At 71.9% G+C, this 15,153-nt stretch carries 12 protein-coding genes; 8 read left to right on the plus strand and 4 right to left on the minus strand.

The window, feature by feature from the left end; translation table 11 throughout:
• Positions 1-280: 280 nt before the first annotated feature.
• From KBB57_RS13110 to KBB57_RS13120, 3 genes are all read right to left on the minus strand, one after another.
• A complete protein-coding gene (locus KBB57_RS13110; protein WP_290750900.1) occupies positions 281-1,240 on the minus strand; it encodes an aldo/keto reductase in 960 nt (319 codons plus the stop codon).
• Positions 1,241-1,554: 314 nt separating this feature from the next.
• Positions 1,555-3,111, minus strand: a complete 1,557-nt coding sequence (locus tag KBB57_RS13115; protein ID WP_290750903.1) for a radical SAM protein — start codon at positions 3,109-3,111, stop codon at positions 1,555-1,557.
• Positions 3,112-3,347: 236 nt separating this feature from the next.
• Entirely contained in the window at positions 3,348-4,895 is a 1,548-nt protein-coding gene (locus KBB57_RS13120) for a radical SAM protein (RefSeq protein WP_290750905.1), read from the minus strand.
• A gap of 200 nt (positions 4,896-5,095) precedes the next feature.
• Here KBB57_RS13120 and KBB57_RS13125 point away from each other — a divergent pair, with 200 nt between their 5' ends.
• From KBB57_RS13125 to rpsD, 8 genes are all read left to right on the plus strand, one after another.
• Entirely contained in the window at positions 5,096-5,914 is an 819-nt protein-coding gene (locus KBB57_RS13125; RefSeq protein WP_290750907.1) for an SDR family oxidoreductase, read from the plus strand.
• 154 nt (positions 5,915-6,068) lie between these two features.
• On the plus strand, positions 6,069-6,416 hold the full coding sequence (gene rpoZ, locus KBB57_RS13130) for a DNA-directed RNA polymerase subunit omega (RefSeq protein ID WP_290750909.1): 348 nt from the start codon (positions 6,069-6,071) through the stop codon (positions 6,414-6,416).
• Between the two features lie 112 nt (positions 6,417-6,528).
• The gene (locus KBB57_RS13135; RefSeq protein WP_290751036.1) at positions 6,529-8,127 is read left to right on the plus strand and encodes an ATP-binding protein; all 1,599 of its coding nucleotides are present in this window, start codon (positions 6,529-6,531) and stop codon (positions 8,125-8,127) included.
• Positions 8,128-8,141: 14 nt separating this feature from the next.
• Positions 8,142-8,552, plus strand: a complete 411-nt coding sequence (locus KBB57_RS13140; protein WP_290750912.1) for a response regulator — start codon at positions 8,142-8,144, stop codon at positions 8,550-8,552.
• A 33-nt stretch (positions 8,553-8,585) separates the two neighbouring features.
• On the plus strand, positions 8,586-10,868 hold the full coding sequence (locus KBB57_RS13145) for a bifunctional (p)ppGpp synthetase/guanosine-3',5'-bis(diphosphate) 3'-pyrophosphohydrolase (RefSeq protein ID WP_290750915.1): 2,283 nt from the start codon (positions 8,586-8,588) through the stop codon (positions 10,866-10,868).
• Between the two features lie 16 nt (positions 10,869-10,884).
• Complete coding sequence (locus KBB57_RS13150) at positions 10,885-11,511, plus strand: DUF2062 domain-containing protein (protein WP_290750917.1); 627 nt, start codon at positions 10,885-10,887, stop codon at positions 11,509-11,511.
• Between the two features lie 58 nt (positions 11,512-11,569).
• A complete protein-coding gene (locus KBB57_RS13155; protein ID WP_290750920.1) occupies positions 11,570-12,334 on the plus strand; it encodes a pyridoxine 5'-phosphate synthase in 765 nt (254 codons plus the stop codon).
• A gap of 262 nt (positions 12,335-12,596) precedes the next feature.
• On the plus strand, positions 12,597-13,217 hold the full coding sequence (gene rpsD / locus KBB57_RS13160) for a 30S ribosomal protein S4 (protein ID WP_290750923.1): 621 nt from the start codon (positions 12,597-12,599) through the stop codon (positions 13,215-13,217).
• A gap of 136 nt (positions 13,218-13,353) precedes the next feature.
• Here the strand turns inward: rpsD and KBB57_RS13165 are convergent, their stop codons facing one another.
• Positions 13,354-15,117 (minus strand): SLC13 family permease, encoded by a 1,764-nt coding sequence (locus KBB57_RS13165; protein ID WP_290750925.1) that lies wholly within the window; start codon positions 15,115-15,117, stop codon positions 13,354-13,356.
• Positions 15,118-15,153: the final 36 nt, after the last annotated feature.

Consider the following 15,153-nt stretch of genomic DNA (forward strand, 5'->3'; position numbering starts at 1 on the left):
GACATGGCCCCGTAGCGTCCGGGAGAGGGCGGCGACGGCTCGGTGAGACATGGGACGATCCTTGCAAGGGAGTCGTCCAGTAGAATCCAACCAGCCGCCCTCAGCCAGCACTGTGTCGTGTAGTGTGCCGTTGGTATAATTTCCGATTTTCGCTTACATGAAATCAATGACTTAGCGAATATTCACGCGTGAACACACGCGCCGCGTCCTGCGCCGGCATGGCCCGCGCGCCGGCGCGCCTCCCTCCGGAGACAGCGCCGGTCGGGCGCCCGGACGGGCCTCAGCCCGGCTTGTAGTCCCGGGTCGCCTCCGGATCGTCGGTCCCGAACTCCACCGCCATCAGCTCGCGCCAGACCGCCTCCGGGATCGGCGCCTCGGCCCAGTCCAGCGTCTGCGCCACCCGCTCGGGCTTCGAGACGCCGCAGATCGTCGCGGCGATCCGGTCGTCGCGCAGCGAGAACTGGAGGGCGGCCGCGCCGGGGGCGACGCCGTGGCGGGCGCAGATCTCCTCGATCCGCGCCACCGCCGCGGTCTCCGGCCTGCCGTCCTGGTAGGCGTAGCGGCCATAGACCGCGAGCCCCTTCGCCAGCGCCCCGCTGCCATAGGGGGCGGCGTTGAGGACGGCGATCCCCCGCGCCTCGGCGAGCTCGATCATCGGCTCGGCGTTGCGGTTGACCAGCGTATAGCGGTTGTGGGTGATGATCGCGTCGAGGTCCCAGTCGCGCATCAGCGGCATCATCACGTCGATCCGCCCGGCCGCGAGCCCGACCGCCGTGGCGAGCCCCTGCTCCTTCATCCGCATCAGCGCGGCGAGCGCCCCGTCCGGGCCGGTCACGTCGCGGAGATCCGAGGCGTATTCCGGGTCGTGCAGGTGCAGGATCTCGACGCGGTCGCGGCCGAGCGCCTTCAGGCTCGCCTCGAGCGAGCGCCAGGCCTGCGTCCCGTCGAGGAGGTTCGTCTCCATGTCGCGGTCGAGCTTCGTCGACAGCACCCGCCCCTCCGGCCAGCCGCCGAGCTCGCGCACCACCTGCCCGACCCGCTCCTCCGAGCGGCCCATGCCGTAGTTGCGCGAGCTGTCGATGAACCCGTCGGGCCGCGCAAGGATCGCCCGCACCGTCGCCCGCGCCCGCTCCTCGTCGACGGCGTAGCCGTAGGTGTCCGGCATGTCCCCGAGCGCCGAGGTCCCGAACCCGATCGCCGGGACCTTCAGCCCCGACGCCCCGATCGCCGTCGTCCGCACCGCATTCCTCCCCGCATTTCCCTGTCGCGCCGTCCGCCCCTCCGGGCGCGCGGAGCCGCGCCTTCTCCGGGCGCCGGCTCGCATGGCTCGCGCGACATTCCCCGCCCGCCGCCGCGCCTGTCAATACCATTAGGGTCGCGCGCGCCCGCGTCGGGAGGCCCATTGGCCTGACGAGGCGGCCTCGGGCTAAGCCCCATTAGGGTCGCGGGCGCCCGCGTCGGGAGGCCGGCGCCCGCGCGCGTCGTCTCCGCCATTCGGGCCGCACCGGCGGGCGACCCTTCGCCGACGGGGGCCGGTCTCCTGCCGCGTTCCGCTTACATCAGGCCGTCGAAGGCGCGCGCCTCCACCCGCACCTCGCGCCGGTTGATCGCGAACACCCGGTTGAGCACCCGCGCCAGCGCCTTGCGATAGGCGCGGCCGCCGGCGACGCCGTCGGTCGTCGCCACCCGCGCGCGGCGGCTCTCCACCGCCGTGATGCGCATCCCTCCGTGGCGCCCCTCCGCGATGGAATGGAAGAGCGGCGTGCTCTCGTTGACGGTCAGCGCCTTGAACCGGACGCGGTCCATGAAGGGCTCGTGCCGCTCCAGGAACGCGGCCGTCGCGTCGAGGTCCTCGGCCGTCTCGCCCGGAAAGCCGCGGAACATCGTCGCCCGCACGCTCAGCCCCGCCTGGTGGGCGTTGCGGATGAACTCGGAATTCGTCTCGACCGAGGCGCCCTTGTCCATCGCGTCGAGCAGGCGCTGGCTGCCGCTCTCCAGCCCGAAGCTGATCCGCCGCATCCCCGAGCCCACGGCGGCGCGCAGGTCCGGCAGGCTGAGGCCATTGTCCCGGCGCTGGTCGACGTGAACCGTCCCGATCCACTCCGCGCCGGGCACCACCGACCGGATGCGATCGGAGATGCCGCGGAACATCGCAGGGTTCGAGTTGAGCTTGAGGTCGAGGAAGATGAAGCTGGCCGTGTCGTGGCGACGCGCCTGCACGGCCAGCTCCTCCATCACCCGATCGACGCTGCGCGTGCGGAAGCTGCGCCCGTTGGCCGAGATCACGTCGCTGCAGAACACGCAGCGGTCCCACTGGCAGCCGCGCCCGGTCATCACCGGCACAACGCGGAACGGGTAGAGGCTCCACGGAAAGTCCGAGAAGTCCGGGATCGGCGTCGCGTCGAGCGGGCGCAACGGTCGGGCGGCGGCCGAGCGTCGCCCGTCGGACAACGTCACCCCGGGATGGTCGAGGAGGCCCTCGCCCGCTCCGGCGACGGCGTCGGAGGCCAGCCCCGCGACGTCGAGGTCGGCCTCCGCCCCGACGATCGCGGTGACGCCGGGAAGCTCCCGCCAGGCGTCCGCCACCTCGGGCAGGTTGAACATCGGCCCGCCGACCACCAAGGGAACGCCCGCACGCCGCGCAATCCCGCCGATCTCCGCGACGCTGGGATAGTGCTGGAGATAGGCCGAGAGCAGCACCACGTCCGGGCGTCGCGCCTCGATCGCCCGCGCCGTCTCGCGCAGCACCACGGGATCGGGCCGGTTGGTCCGCCAGTCGTGCAGCGCGCCCTTGAGGGTCCGCGCCGCCGCCAGCGGCGACCACGTGGCGTGCTGGAGCTGCCGCGAGAAGTGATCCCGAAGCGTGTCGCGATGCTCGCGCTGGGCGCCGCGGACGTTCAGGTTGAGGGGGCACAGCACCTCGACGACGTGACCGGCCTCCCGCAGCCGCGCGACCAGAAGCCCGACCGCCAGCGTCGGAAAGGTCGCGAAGTTGTTGAGATCGACGATCAGGACGCGGGCGACGCGGCGGCTCTCGCCGGGCGCTCCCCCTTCGGCCAGGGAGGGAGCGATGCCGACGGAACGGCTGCTATCCCGACCCGAGCCGGTCATGCAACACCCCCGCGATCTGCCGAGGATCATGCCACCGAAGCCATCCGGCGGCAACATTTCTGACGCCGGGAGCAACAGCGGAGGGCCGGCCTCCCGAGGGTTCCCGCGTGCGTGCCGCGTGCGCGCTGCCAGGCCACGCCGTTCGCACGCCTCATAAGGTCCCGAAGGTTCCCGCGCGCCTGCCGCGTGCGCGTGCGGGGGGTCGCAGCGGCCGCCCGTGACGGACGGGCAGGGCGCTACATCAGCCCGTCGAAGGCGCGCGCCTCCACGCGCACCTCGCGCCGGTTGATCGCCAGCACCTGGTCGAGCACCCGCGCGACGGCGCGGCGGTAGGCAGGGCCGCCGACCGCCCCCTCGGTGGTGGCGACGCGGGCGCGGCGGCTCTCGACCGCAGTGAGCCGCATCCCGGGATGACGGCCCTCGCCGATGGCGCGGAAGAGCGGCGTGTGCTCGTAGACCGTCAGCGCGTTGAACCGCACCCGGTCGAGCCACGGCCGGTGGCGCTCGAGGAAGTCGGCCGTCGCCTCGAGGTCGGCCGCGGTCTCGCCCGGAAAGCCGCGGAACATCGTCGCCCGCACGCTCAGCCCCGCCTGGTGGGCGTTGCGGATGAACTCGGAGTTCGCCTCGACCGAGGCGCCCTTGTCCATCGCGTCGAGAAGCCGCTGGCTGCCGGTCTCCAGCCCGAAGCTGATCCGCCGCATGCCCCCGGCGACCGCCGCCCGCAGGTCCGCGAGGCTGAGCCCGTTGTCGCGCCGCAGGTCGACATGCACCGTCCCGATCCATTCCGCGCCCGGCGCCACCGAGCGGATCCGCTCGGCGATGCCGCGGAACATCGCGGGGTTCGAGTTGAGCTTCAGGTCGAGGAAGATGAAGTTCTCGGTGTCGTGGCGGCGCGCCTGCTCGCGCAGCTCGTCGAGCACGGTCTCGACGCTGCGCGTGCGGAAGCTGCGGCCGTTCGCCGAGATCACGTCGCTGCAGAACACGCAGCGGTCCCACTGGCAGCCCCGCCCGGTCATCACCGGAACGACGCGGAACGGATAGAGCTGCCAGGGGAAGTCCGAGAAGTCCGGTGTCGGCGTCGCGTCGAGGGGGCGGAGCGGCCGCGCGGCGGCGGAGCGCCGCCCGTCCGGCAGGGTCACGCCGGGAAAGGCCAGCAGGTCCCCGCCATGCGCCGCCGCCGCGGCGATGCCGGCGACGTCGAGGTCGGCCTCCGCCCCGACGATCGCCGCGATCCCCGGCAGCGACGCCCAGGCCTGCGCAACCTCCGGCAGGTTGAACATCGGGCCGCCGACGACGACCGGAATCCCCGCCGCCGCCGCGAGCTTGCCGATCTCGACCACGCTCGCGTGGTGCTGGAGATAGGCGGACAGCAGGATCACGTCGGGTCGCCGCCCGGCGAGCGCCCGCGCGATCTCGGCAAGCACCACGGGGCTCGGCCGGTTCGCGCGGCGGTCGGCGACGGCGCGCGCCCGGTCGCGCGCCATCACCAGCGGAGCCCAGGTGGAATGATGCAGCTTGCGCGCCAGGTGGTCCCGGAGCGTGTCGCGATGCTCGCGCTGAATCCCCGCGACGTTCAGGTTGAGCGGACAGACCACCTCCACCGCGTGCCCCGCCTCGCGGAGCCGCGCCACGAGCAGCCCGACGGCGAGCGTCGGAAAGGTCGCGAAGTTGTTCAGGTCGACCAGCATCACCCGCGCAATGCGATTATAAAATGCCGATTCAGCACTACCTTGGGTAGATACATCCACGTTGTGGCGTCGTTGCGCCACATCCAAGACGTTCATCTTATTCACCCACGCTGCCCCGCGTGGACTATACAAGCCGCGTCAATTACGCGCAACGCCCCATTGCGCCACTACAACACCCGCGAGTATTCCCAGTGCAAGTTGGTTAACGAAATCGGCTTCCCAATCCGCTCCGGCTCTGCAACAATCATTGCGGCATCGTAAAAACTTCAATGCGCTCTGCGGCAGGGAGGACGGGCATGAACCGACTGGACGGCAAGGTCGCCGTGGTGACGGGCGGCACCCAAGGGCTCGGCTCGGCGATCGCCCGGCGCTTCGCCGAGGCGGGCTGCGCCGGCGTGCTCACCTGCGGGCGCTCGCGCGCGAAGGGGGAGGCGGTCGCCGCGGAGATCGCCGCCGCCACCGGCGTCCCCGTCGCCTTCGCCCCGGCCGACCTCGGCAGCGTCGCCGATTGCCGCGCCGTCGTCGCGGCCGCCGACGCCCGCTTTGGCCGTGTCGACATCCTCGTCAACGCGGCCGGCGTCACCGACCGCGGCACCCTTCTCGACACCTCCGAGGCGCGCTTCGACGACATCTTCGCCGTCAATGTCCGCGCGCCGTTCTTCCTGATGCAGGAGGCGGTGAAGCGGATGATCCGCGACGGCGTCGAGGGCGCGATCGTCAACATCGGCTCCACCTCGGAACGCGCCGGCCAGCCGTTCATCGCGGCCTACTGCGCGTCCAAGGGCGCGCTCGCCACGCTGACCCGCAACGCCGCCTTCGGGCTCCTGCGCAACCGCATCCGCGTCAACCAGCTCGACATCGGCTGGATGGCGTCCGACGGCGAGGACCGCATCCAGCGCGAATACCACGGCGCCGACGAGGGGTGGCTCGCCCGCGCCGCGGCCGAGCAACCTTTCGGCCGCCTGCTCGACCCCGCGGAGGTGGCGCGGGCCTGCGCCTTCCTCGCCTCCGCGGACAGCGGCATGATGACCGGCGCGGTCATCCAGTTCGACCAGTCGGTCTGGGGGGGCTACGACGGCGCGCCCCCGCATCCCGCCAGCGCCATGACGCTCTGAGCACGCCGCTCCGGACGCGGCCTCCGCGGCGGCGCAGGGCGCCGGCACGAGCGGGAACGCCGGGCGGCGGTTGCTCCGGCAGGCGCCCTTGCCTTCCGCGCGGCGGGGGGCTAGATACTGCGCCTTCCGCGAAGAGTGTCGAGGAGCCGCCGCCATGGCCCGCGTAACCGTCGAAGACTGCGTCGACAAGGTCCCGAACCGCTTCGAGCTGGTCATGCTCGCGGCGCACCGCGCCCGGTCGCTCGCCGCCGGCTCGGGCCTCACCGTCGAGCGCGACAACGACAAGAACCCGGTGGTCGCCCTCCGGGAGATCGCCGACGAGACGCTGACCGCCGAGCGCCTGCGCGAGATGGCGATCGAGAGCTTCCAGCGCCAGATCGAGGTCGACGAGCCGGAGGAGGACGTGATGACCCTCCTCGTCGGCGCCGACAAGCCGGTCGACGACGACATGTCCGAGGAGCGGCTGCTGCGCGCGCTGATGGAAGCCCAGGGCGAGAACTGAGGACCCCGGGGCCTTTCACGCCGCGAGCGGGGCCTCCGTTAGTCCCGTGTTGACGAAACCGCGGTAGCGCTGGGCTCGGGAAAGTGCGAGCCAGGGAGCCCCACCCGTGACCATGGACGCGAGGCAGGGGGGCGACGCCGGCGCACGGCTGTTCTCGCGCCGGCTTGCCGTCGCATTGCTTCTCGGGGTGCTTGCGGCGATCTCCGCCGCGTTCGGCGCGACGTACTGGATGGCGCAGAAGCAGGACGCGCTTGCGGCGAAGGCGAACGTCCGGATGGTGAGCCGCGGCCTCGACCGCTTCGTCGAGACCGCGAAGGCGTCCCTGCTCGACTACTCCCTCTGGACCGCCGCCTTCGAGCGCCTCGGCGCCGACGATCGCAGCTGGGCCTACGACAACATCGGCTTCTCGGCGATCGCCGGCACGTTCGACGCGGCGGTAATCCTGCCGCTGGGGGCGGCGGACTACGGGTGGAGCCGGGGCGGCCCCGAGACGCCGCGCCCCGAGGTGCTCGATCCGGCGGCCGTCTCGACCGCGCAACGCCTGCTCGCCGACGAGCCGATCGACAGCGGCGAGGCGAAGGTGACCTTCGCGCGCTCGGGCGGCGCGCTCTGGCTACTGGCGATCGCCCGCGTGGCGCCGCAGGAAGGCATTCCGCCCGGCATGACCGACGCCGACCTGCCGCGCCAGATCTTCGGCTACGAGCTCACGCCGGAGCGGCTTCGCGACATCGGCGAGGATTTCCTGATCACCGACCTCGTGCTCGCCGACGCGCCGCAGCCGGGCTTCGAGTCGGTTCCGATACCGGACGCGGCGGGCGCCCCGCTCGCCTACCTGATCTGGACGCCGCCGCAGCCGGGGCGGGCGGTGTTCCAGGCGGCGCTCTGGCCGCTCGCCGGGCTGACGCTCATCGTCGCGGCGGTGGCGCTGGTCCTTTCGCGGGCGCTCGTCGGCTCCGCGCACCGGCTGGAGCTCGCGCTCGCCGGCGCGCAGAGGGCGGACCAGAGCAAGACGCAGTTCCTCGCCAACGTCTCCCACGAGCTGCGCACGCCGATGAACGGGGTGATCGGCATCGCCCAGCTCCTCGAGGTGCAGGATCTCGACGCGGAGGCGCGCGAGATGGTAGGCGTGCTGCTCGCATCGGCGCGCACCCAGCTCCAGCTGATCAACGGCCTGCTCGACATCACGCGGATCGAGACCGGGTCGATGCGCCTCGATCGCGCCCGCTTCGACCCCGGCGCCGCCGTCGACGACACGATGCGGTTGCTCGCGGCGGAGGCTGCGACAAAGAACCTCGCGCTCGCTGCGACCGTCGCGCCGGCGGCCCGCGCGCTCTTCCTCGGCGACGACCTGGCGTTCCGGCAGGTGCTGACCAACCTCGTCGGCAACGCCATCAAGTTCACCGACACGGGCCGAATCGACGTCGACCTCGCCGCCGTCGCGGGGGAGGACGGTCTGCGGGTGACCGTCTCCGACAGCGGCCGCGGCATCGCGCCGGACGATCATGCCCGCATCTTCGAGCGCTTCGTCCAGGTGGACGGCTCGCTGACCCGCAGCGCCGGCGGGGCCGGGCTCGGCCTCGCGATCGCGCGCTCGCTCGTCGAGCTGATGGGCGGCACGATCCGGGTCGAGAGCGCCCTGGGAGCCGGCTCGACCTTCTCGCTTTTCCTGCCGCTGGCGCGGGCGGCGTCGCCGCGCGCGATGGCGGCGTAACGGGGGCCTCGGGGATGAACCAGAGCGCGATCCTGGTCGCGGACGACAGCGCCACCAACGTCTTCGTCCTCACGGCGATGCTGCGCTCGTTCGGCCTCTCCTGCCGGGTGGCCGTCGACGGGGCGGAGGCGGTGCGGATGGCCGAGGCGGAGCCGCCGTCGCTGATCCTGATGGACATCAACATGCCGAAGCTGAACGGCATCGAGGCCGCGGTGAAGATCCGGGCCAGCGGGCAGCCGACGGCGATCGTCGCTGTCACGGCCTATCCCGACAGCCGCCACCTCGCCGAGTTCGAGGAGGCCGGCTTCGACGAGCTGATCGTCAAGCCGGTCGACCTCGCCGCGCTCCGCGAGATCGTGCGGCGCTACCTCGGGGCCGCGCTTCCTTCCGGCGCCAGCCTTGCGCTGCAGCCGAGGCGGGGCTAGAACAGCCGCTCACTGTCGCGGGGCGTTTTGCAGATGGGCCATCCGGGTCCTGGCCGGCCGGCGCTACCGGGCGACGCGGTCGTCGTCCCGGGGGCGCCCGCGCCCGACGACAGGCTGCCGACACAACCGCCGATCGCATCGAGCGAGCTCGTCGCCCGGGCGCGTCCGGGGCCCGACGGCGTCGTGCCGGAGGAGGCGCTGACCGCGCTCGTCCGCGCGTACAACCCGCGCGCCGACATCGGCCTGATCAGCGCCGCCTACGACTACGCAAGGCGGATGCACCAGGGCCAGCAGCGGGTCAGCGGCGACGCCTATTTCAGCCATCCGGTCGCGGTCGCCGTGCTCCTCGCCGAGCAGCGGCTCGACGACGCCTCGATCATCACCGCGCTCCTGCACGACACGATCGAGGACACCGGCTCGACCTACGACGAGATCGCGCTGCGCTTCGGCGACGAGATCGCCCAGCTCGTCGACGGGGTGACCAAGCTCACCAACCTCGAGCTCGGCTCGGTCGAGAACGCCCAGGCCGAGAACTTCCGCAAGCTGCTGATGGCCATGTCGAAGGACCTCCGCGTCCTTCTGGTGAAGCTCGCCGACCGGCTTCACAACATGCGTACGATCAAGCACCTCAAGCCGGAGAAGCAGCTCCGCAAGGCGCGCGAGACCATGGACATCTTCGCCCCGCTCGCGGGCCGGATGGGCATGCAGTGGATGCGCGACGAGCTCGAGGACATCGCCTTCCGCATCCTCAACCCCGAGGCGCGGCTCTCGATCATCCGCCGCTTCGTGACGCTCCGGAACGAGAGCGGCGACGTCATCCAGAAGATCACCGAGGACATCCGCACCGTTCTCGCCGCCGCCGGCGTCCGGGCGGAGGTGTTCGGGCGGGAGAAGAAGCCCTACTCCGTCTGGCGCAAGATGGAGGAGAAGAAGGAGGGCTTCTCGCGGCTCTCCGACATCTACGGCTTCCGCATCATCGTCGACAGCGTCGCCGACTGCTATGTCGCGCTCGGGGCGGTGCATCAGCGCTGGAAGGCGGTGCCGGGGCGGTTCAAGGACTACATCTCGCAGCCGAAGTCGAACGGCTACCGCTCGATCCACACCACGGTCTCGGGGCGCGACGGCAAGCGGGTCGAGGTGCAGATCCGCACCCACGAGATGCACGCGGTCGCCGAGACCGGCGTCGCGGCCCACTGGTCCTATCGCGACGGGCAGCGGTTCAAGAACCCCTTCGCCGTCGACCCGTTCCAGTGGCTGAACTCGCTGACCGAGCGGCTCGAATCCTCCGAGGACAGCGACGACTTCCTCGAGCACATGAAGCTCGAGATGTTCACCGACCAGGTGTTCTGCTTCACCCCCAAGGGCGAGGTGGTGAGCCTGCCGCGCGGCGCGACGCCGATCGACTTCGCCTATGCGATCCACACCCGGATCGGCGACAGCACGGTCGGCGCCAAGGTCGACGGGCGGCGGGTGCCGCTCTGGACGAAGCTCCGGAACGGCCAGTCGGTCGTCATCATCCGCGCCGAGGGGCAGCGGCCGCAGCCCTCGTGGGAGGACATGGTCGTCACCGGCCGCGCCAAGTCGGCCATCCGGCGGTCCCTCCGCGAGGAGCAGCGGGCGACGCTGGTGCGGCTCGGGCGCGAGATCGCCCGGGTCGGGCTGGAGCGGGTCGGCAAGAAGGCGACCGACAAGGCGCTCGACACCGCGGCGAAGCGGCTCGGGCTCGACGACGCCGAGGAGGTCCTGGCGCGGCTCGGCGCGGCGGAGATGACCGGCAAGGAGCTGGTGGCGACGCTCTACCCCGAGCTCGTCCGCGAGGCGGGGCGGCCGCAGGAGGCCGACAAGGCGGCGCCGATCGTCATCGGCCTCGGGGCCGGGCAGGAGGCGCGGCCCGGGTCCTGCTGCAACCCGATCCCGGGCGAGCGCATCGTCGGCATCGCCGTGCGCGGTCGGGGGGTGGTCGTCCACGCCATCGACTGCGCCGAGCTCGTGGCGTTCGAGGACGAGCCCGACCGCTGGATCGACCTGCGCTGGCCGGAGAGCGGCTCGGGGCGGGTGCATGTCGCGCGCATCGAGATCGTCATGGCGAACGACGCGGGCGTGCTCGGGCGGCTCTGCACGCTGATCGGCGAGCAGCGCGCCAACATCACCGACATCGCCTTTACCGAGCGCAAGCCGGACTTCTACCGGGTCGTCGTCGATCTCGAGGTGCGCGACATGGAGCACCTGTCGAACGTGCTGACGGCGATCGACGCCGACTCGGACGTGGCGCAGGTGCGCCGCTTCCGGCAGGCGACGGCGCTCGCGTCCGGCTGAGCGGGCCGGCGCGGCGATGGTGTTCCGGAGGCGCGACCGGCCTCCCTTCCTCACCCGGGTCCGCGAGCTCGTCTATCCGCGCACCGGCTGGAAGCGGGCGATCGAGTACATCGGCCACCGCATCCGCCGCATTCCCGACACGCCGCACCGGATCGCCCTCGGCTTCGCCTGCGGGGTGATGGCCTCGTTCAACCCGCTCTTCGGCCTCCACTTCGTCATCGCGGTCGCGCTGGCCTGGGCGGTGCGTGGCAACCTCCTCGCCGCGATGGTCGGGACCTTCGTCGGCAACCCGCTGACCTTCCCGCTGATCGCCTCGGTGTCGCTGCCGCTCGGGCGGCGGATCCTCGGCCACGGCGCGTCGGGGCGGGACTTCACCCGGGTCTCGGAGGCCTTCGCCGGCGCGGTGGACGGGCTCCTCAAGGGGATCGGCAGCCTCTTCGGCTACGGCGCGCCGGAATGGGGCAAGCTCTGGACGCTGGCCGCGGACGTGCTCTGGCCCTACTTCGTCGGCGGGCTCCTGCCCGGCCTCGCCGCCTCCGCCGTCGCCTACGGCCTGCTCCGCCCGATCATCGCCGCCTACCAGGCCGCGATGCGGGCGCGCCGGGCGGAGCGGGCGGGGCGACGGCAAGGCGAGGCGGGCTGACGGCGGCGGATCGCCGGCCTATAGTCCGGCTCCGTCCCTCCGGAGAAGGCCGCCGTCCATGCCCATCCCCCGCCTGCGCCTCGGCGTCAACATCGATCACGTGGCGACCGTGCGGAACGCCCGCGGCGGGCCCTATCCCGACCCGCTCCGCGCCGCGCGGCTGGCCGAGGCGGCGGGCGCGGACGGCATCACCGCGCATCTGCGCGAGGATCGCCGGCACATCACCGACGCGGACATCGACGCGCTGTCGGCGGGCATCGCGCTGCCGCTCAACCTGGAGATGGCGGCTACCGAGGAGATGCAGGCGATCGCGCTCCGCCACCGGCCGCACGCCGTCTGCCTGGTGCCGGAGCGGCGCGAGGAGCGCACCACCGAGGGCGGGCTCGACGTCCTGCGCGACGAGGCGCGGCTGGCGCGCTTCATCGCCCCGCTGCGCGACGCCGGCAGCCGGGTGTCGATCTTCATCGCCCCGGACCGCGAGCAGATCGCCGCGGCGCGGCGGATCGGCGCGCCGGTGGTCGAGCTGCATACCGGGGCCTATTGCGAGCACTGGCTGGCCGACGAGCCGCGGGCGCGCGACGCCGAGCTGGCGCGGATCGCCGAAGCCGCCGCCTTCGCCGACCGGATCGGCCTCGAGGTCCATGCCGGGCACGGGCTGACCTTCGACAGCGTCGGTCCCGTCGCCGCGATCCCGGAGCTCGCCGAGCTCAACATCGGCCACTTCCTGATCGCCGAGGCGATCTTCTCCGGCCTCGACTCGGCCGTCCGCCGGATGCGCGAGGCGATGGACGCGGCGCGAAACGGGGAGGATGCCCACGCGTGAACACGGGCCAAGTCATTGATATGTCTTGAGCGACTGCACGTTTCCGCACGATCCTGCACGATTTTGCACGAAATTCGCCGGGCGCCGGCTGCGGCGGCATCCGCGCATTGACTCCGCCCGCCGCCCGGCTATAAGGCCGGCTCTCCGTCCGGTTGGGGCGGGGTTTTGGCGTCCGTGGCCCCCGCAAGGGGGATCCTGTCGGCCCGGGAGACCGGGCAAAGGAGGGCGCCGGCGATGTTTGAAGCGATGAAGGAGACCGCAGGTGACCAAGCGCACCTCCGCGAAGTACAAGATCGACCGCCGCATGGGCGAGAACATCTGGGGCCGCCCGAAGTCCCCGGTGAACAAGCGTGAATACGGCCCCGGCCAGCACGGCCAGCGCCGCAAGTCCAAGCTCTCGGACTTCGGAACCCAGCTCCGCGCCAAGCAGAAGCTGAAGGGCTACTACGGCGACCTGACCGAGAAGCAGTTCCGCCGCATCTACGCCGAGGCCGAGCGCATCCGCGGCGACACCGGCGAGAACCTGATCGGCCTGCTGGAGCGCCGGCTCGACGCCATCGTCTACCGCGCCAAGTTCGTCCCGACGATTTTCGCCGCCCGCCAGTTCGTGAACCACGGCCATGTCACCGTGAACGGCAAGCGCGTCAACATCGCCTCGTACCAGGTGAAGCCGGGCGACGTCGTGCAGGTGCGCGAGCGCTCGCGCCAGCTCGCGATCGTGCTCGAGGCGATCGGCTCGCCGGAGCGCGACGTGCCGGAATACCTCGCCGTCGACCATTCCAAGCTCTCCGCCGAGTTCGTCCGCGCCCCGGCGCTCTCCGACGTCCCCTATCCGGTGATGATGGAGCCGAATCTGGTCGTCGAGTACTACGCGAAGAACTGACGCCAAGTCTCTGCAATCACGGAACGGCCCGCGCCTCCCGCGCGGGCCGTTCGCGTTTGGGCGGGTTCGCTGATCGCTTCCCCCGCCGAGCCGGCGAGTTGGCGCCGCGGGCGGAAGGAACAGCCGTCCCGGTCCGCTACCGCAGCGGCCAGACCAGCATCAGCATAGGGACGGCGACGGCGATGACGAGGAGCGAGAGGGGGGCGCCGAGGCGGGGGTAGTCGCTGAAGCGGTAGCCGCCGGGGCCCATGACCAGCGTGTTGCACTGGTGGCCGATCGGGGTGAGGAAGTCGCAGCCGGCGCCGATCGCCACCGCCATCAGGAAGGCCTCGGGGCGGTAGCCGAGGGTCTCGGCGAAGCCGGCGGCGATGGGCGCGACGACGAGGACGGTGGCGGCGTTGTTGAGGAAGGGCGTCACCGCCATCGCCACGACGAGGATCAGCGCCAGCGCGCCGGCGGCGGGGAGGCCGGCGCCGGCGACGGCGAGCCAGGCGGCGAAGACGTCGCTCGCCCCGGTGGCGCGCAGGCTGTCGCTGACCGGGATCAGGCAGGCGAGCATGACGAGGATCGGGCCCTCGAGCGCGTCGTAGGCCTCGCGGAGCGGGATCACCTTGCAGAGGATCATCGCCGCCGCCGCCGAGAAGAAGGCGACGGGGACGGGGAGGATGCCCGTCGCGGTGGCGAGGATGGCGGCGAGCAGGATCAGCCCGGGCGCGAGGCCGTTGCGCAGGCTGCCGAGGAGGACGGGCCGCTCGACGAGGGGGAGGACGCCGAGGTCGCGCAGCGTGCCGGGCAGGTCGGTGGGCGCGCCCTGGAGCACGACGACGTCGCCGAGCGCGAGGCGCACGGCGCTCGGGCGGCGGGCTAGGCGGACGCCGGGGCGGCTGACGGCGAGGAGGTTGAGGTGGAAGCGGTCGAAGAGCGCGAGGCTCTCGGCCGACCAGCCGATCAGGCTGGAGCCCGCGCCGATGACGCCCTCGATCGCCATCGGGGCCTCGCCGGCGTTGCGGCGGCCGCCGGCGACGCGGAGCTTCGCGCCGGCGGCGATGCGGTCGAGCTCGGCGTGCGGGCCCTCGATCAGCAGGAGATCGCCCTCGCGGAGCGTCGCGTCGGGGAGCGGCGTGATGCGGCGGCCGCCGGCGCGCAGGATCGAGGTGACGACCGCGTCGCCGCGGGCGATCTCGAGGAGCGCCGAGACGGGCTTGCCGACGACCGTCGAGGTCTCGGTGACCTCGGCCTCGGTGACGTAGTTGGCGATGTCGAGGGCGTGCTCCATGGCGTCGGTGGCGCGGACGCGCGCCGGGACCAGCCACCAGAAGAGCGACAGGAAGACGAGGCCGGTCAGCGCGAGGCTGGCGCCGACCGGGGTGAAATCGAACATCGAGAAGGGCGCGCCGGTCATCTCCTGGCGCACGCGCGAGACGACGATGTTGGGGGAGGTGCCGATCAGGGTCATCAGCCCGCCGAGGAGCGAGCCGAAGGCCATCGGCATCAGGAAGGCCGACAGCGGCGCGCCGGAGCGGCGGGCGAACTGCGCGGCGATCGGGATCATGATGGCGAGCGCGCCGATGTTCTTGACGAAGGCGGAGAGCACGGTGACCAGCGCGACGAGGAGCAGGATCTGGGCGCGCAGGCTGCGGACGTTGGGGGCGTAGCGCTGGACGGCGGCCTCCATCAGGCCGGAGCGGGCGACGCCGGCGCTGACGAGGAGGGCGGAGGCGACGATGATGACGATGTCGTCGCTGAAGCCGGAGAAGGCGCGGTCGTAGGGCACGACGCCGAGGGCGAGGGCGAGGAGCAGCGCGCAGATGGCGACGAGGTCGTAGCGCAGGCGCCCCCAGACGAAGGTCGCCATCATCAGCGCGATCACGGCGACCGAGAGCAGTTGCGGGGCGGTCATGGGGAACCTTGGCGGGGGCGCCTGCGACAACGCCGG

Origin of the sequence: Amaricoccus sp., from assembly GCF_017993425.1 — a bacterium.
Taxonomy (GTDB): Bacteria; Pseudomonadota; Alphaproteobacteria; order Rhodobacterales; family Rhodobacteraceae; genus Amaricoccus.

Bases quoted from the DNA above. Each gene is read 5' to 3' on its own strand.
- KBB57_RS13115 (WP_290750903.1), bottom strand. From the start codon at position 3,111: ATGACCGGCTCGGGTCGGGATAGCAGCCGTTCCGTCGGCATCGCTCCC.
- KBB57_RS13120 (WP_290750905.1), bottom strand. From the start codon at position 4,895: ATGAACGTCTTGGATGTGGCGCAACGACGCCACAACGTGGATGTATCT.
- KBB57_RS13125 (WP_290750907.1), top strand. From the start codon at position 5,096: ATGAACCGACTGGACGGCAAGGTCGCCGTGGTGACGGGCGGCACCCAA.
- rpoZ (WP_290750909.1), top strand. From the start codon at position 6,069: ATGGCCCGCGTAACCGTCGAAGACTGCGTCGACAAGGTCCCGAACCGC.
- KBB57_RS13135 (WP_290751036.1), top strand. From the start codon at position 6,529: ATGGACGCGAGGCAGGGGGGCGACGCCGGCGCACGGCTGTTCTCGCGC.
- KBB57_RS13140 (WP_290750912.1), top strand. From the start codon at position 8,142: ATGAACCAGAGCGCGATCCTGGTCGCGGACGACAGCGCCACCAACGTC.
- KBB57_RS13145 (WP_290750915.1), top strand. From the start codon at position 8,586: ATGGGCCATCCGGGTCCTGGCCGGCCGGCGCTACCGGGCGACGCGGTC.
- KBB57_RS13150 (WP_290750917.1), top strand. From the start codon at position 10,885: ATGGTGTTCCGGAGGCGCGACCGGCCTCCCTTCCTCACCCGGGTCCGC.
- KBB57_RS13155 (WP_290750920.1), top strand. From the start codon at position 11,570: ATGCCCATCCCCCGCCTGCGCCTCGGCGTCAACATCGATCACGTGGCG.
- KBB57_RS13165 (WP_290750925.1), bottom strand. From the start codon at position 15,117: ATGACCGCCCCGCAACTGCTCTCGGTCGCCGTGATCGCGCTGATGATG.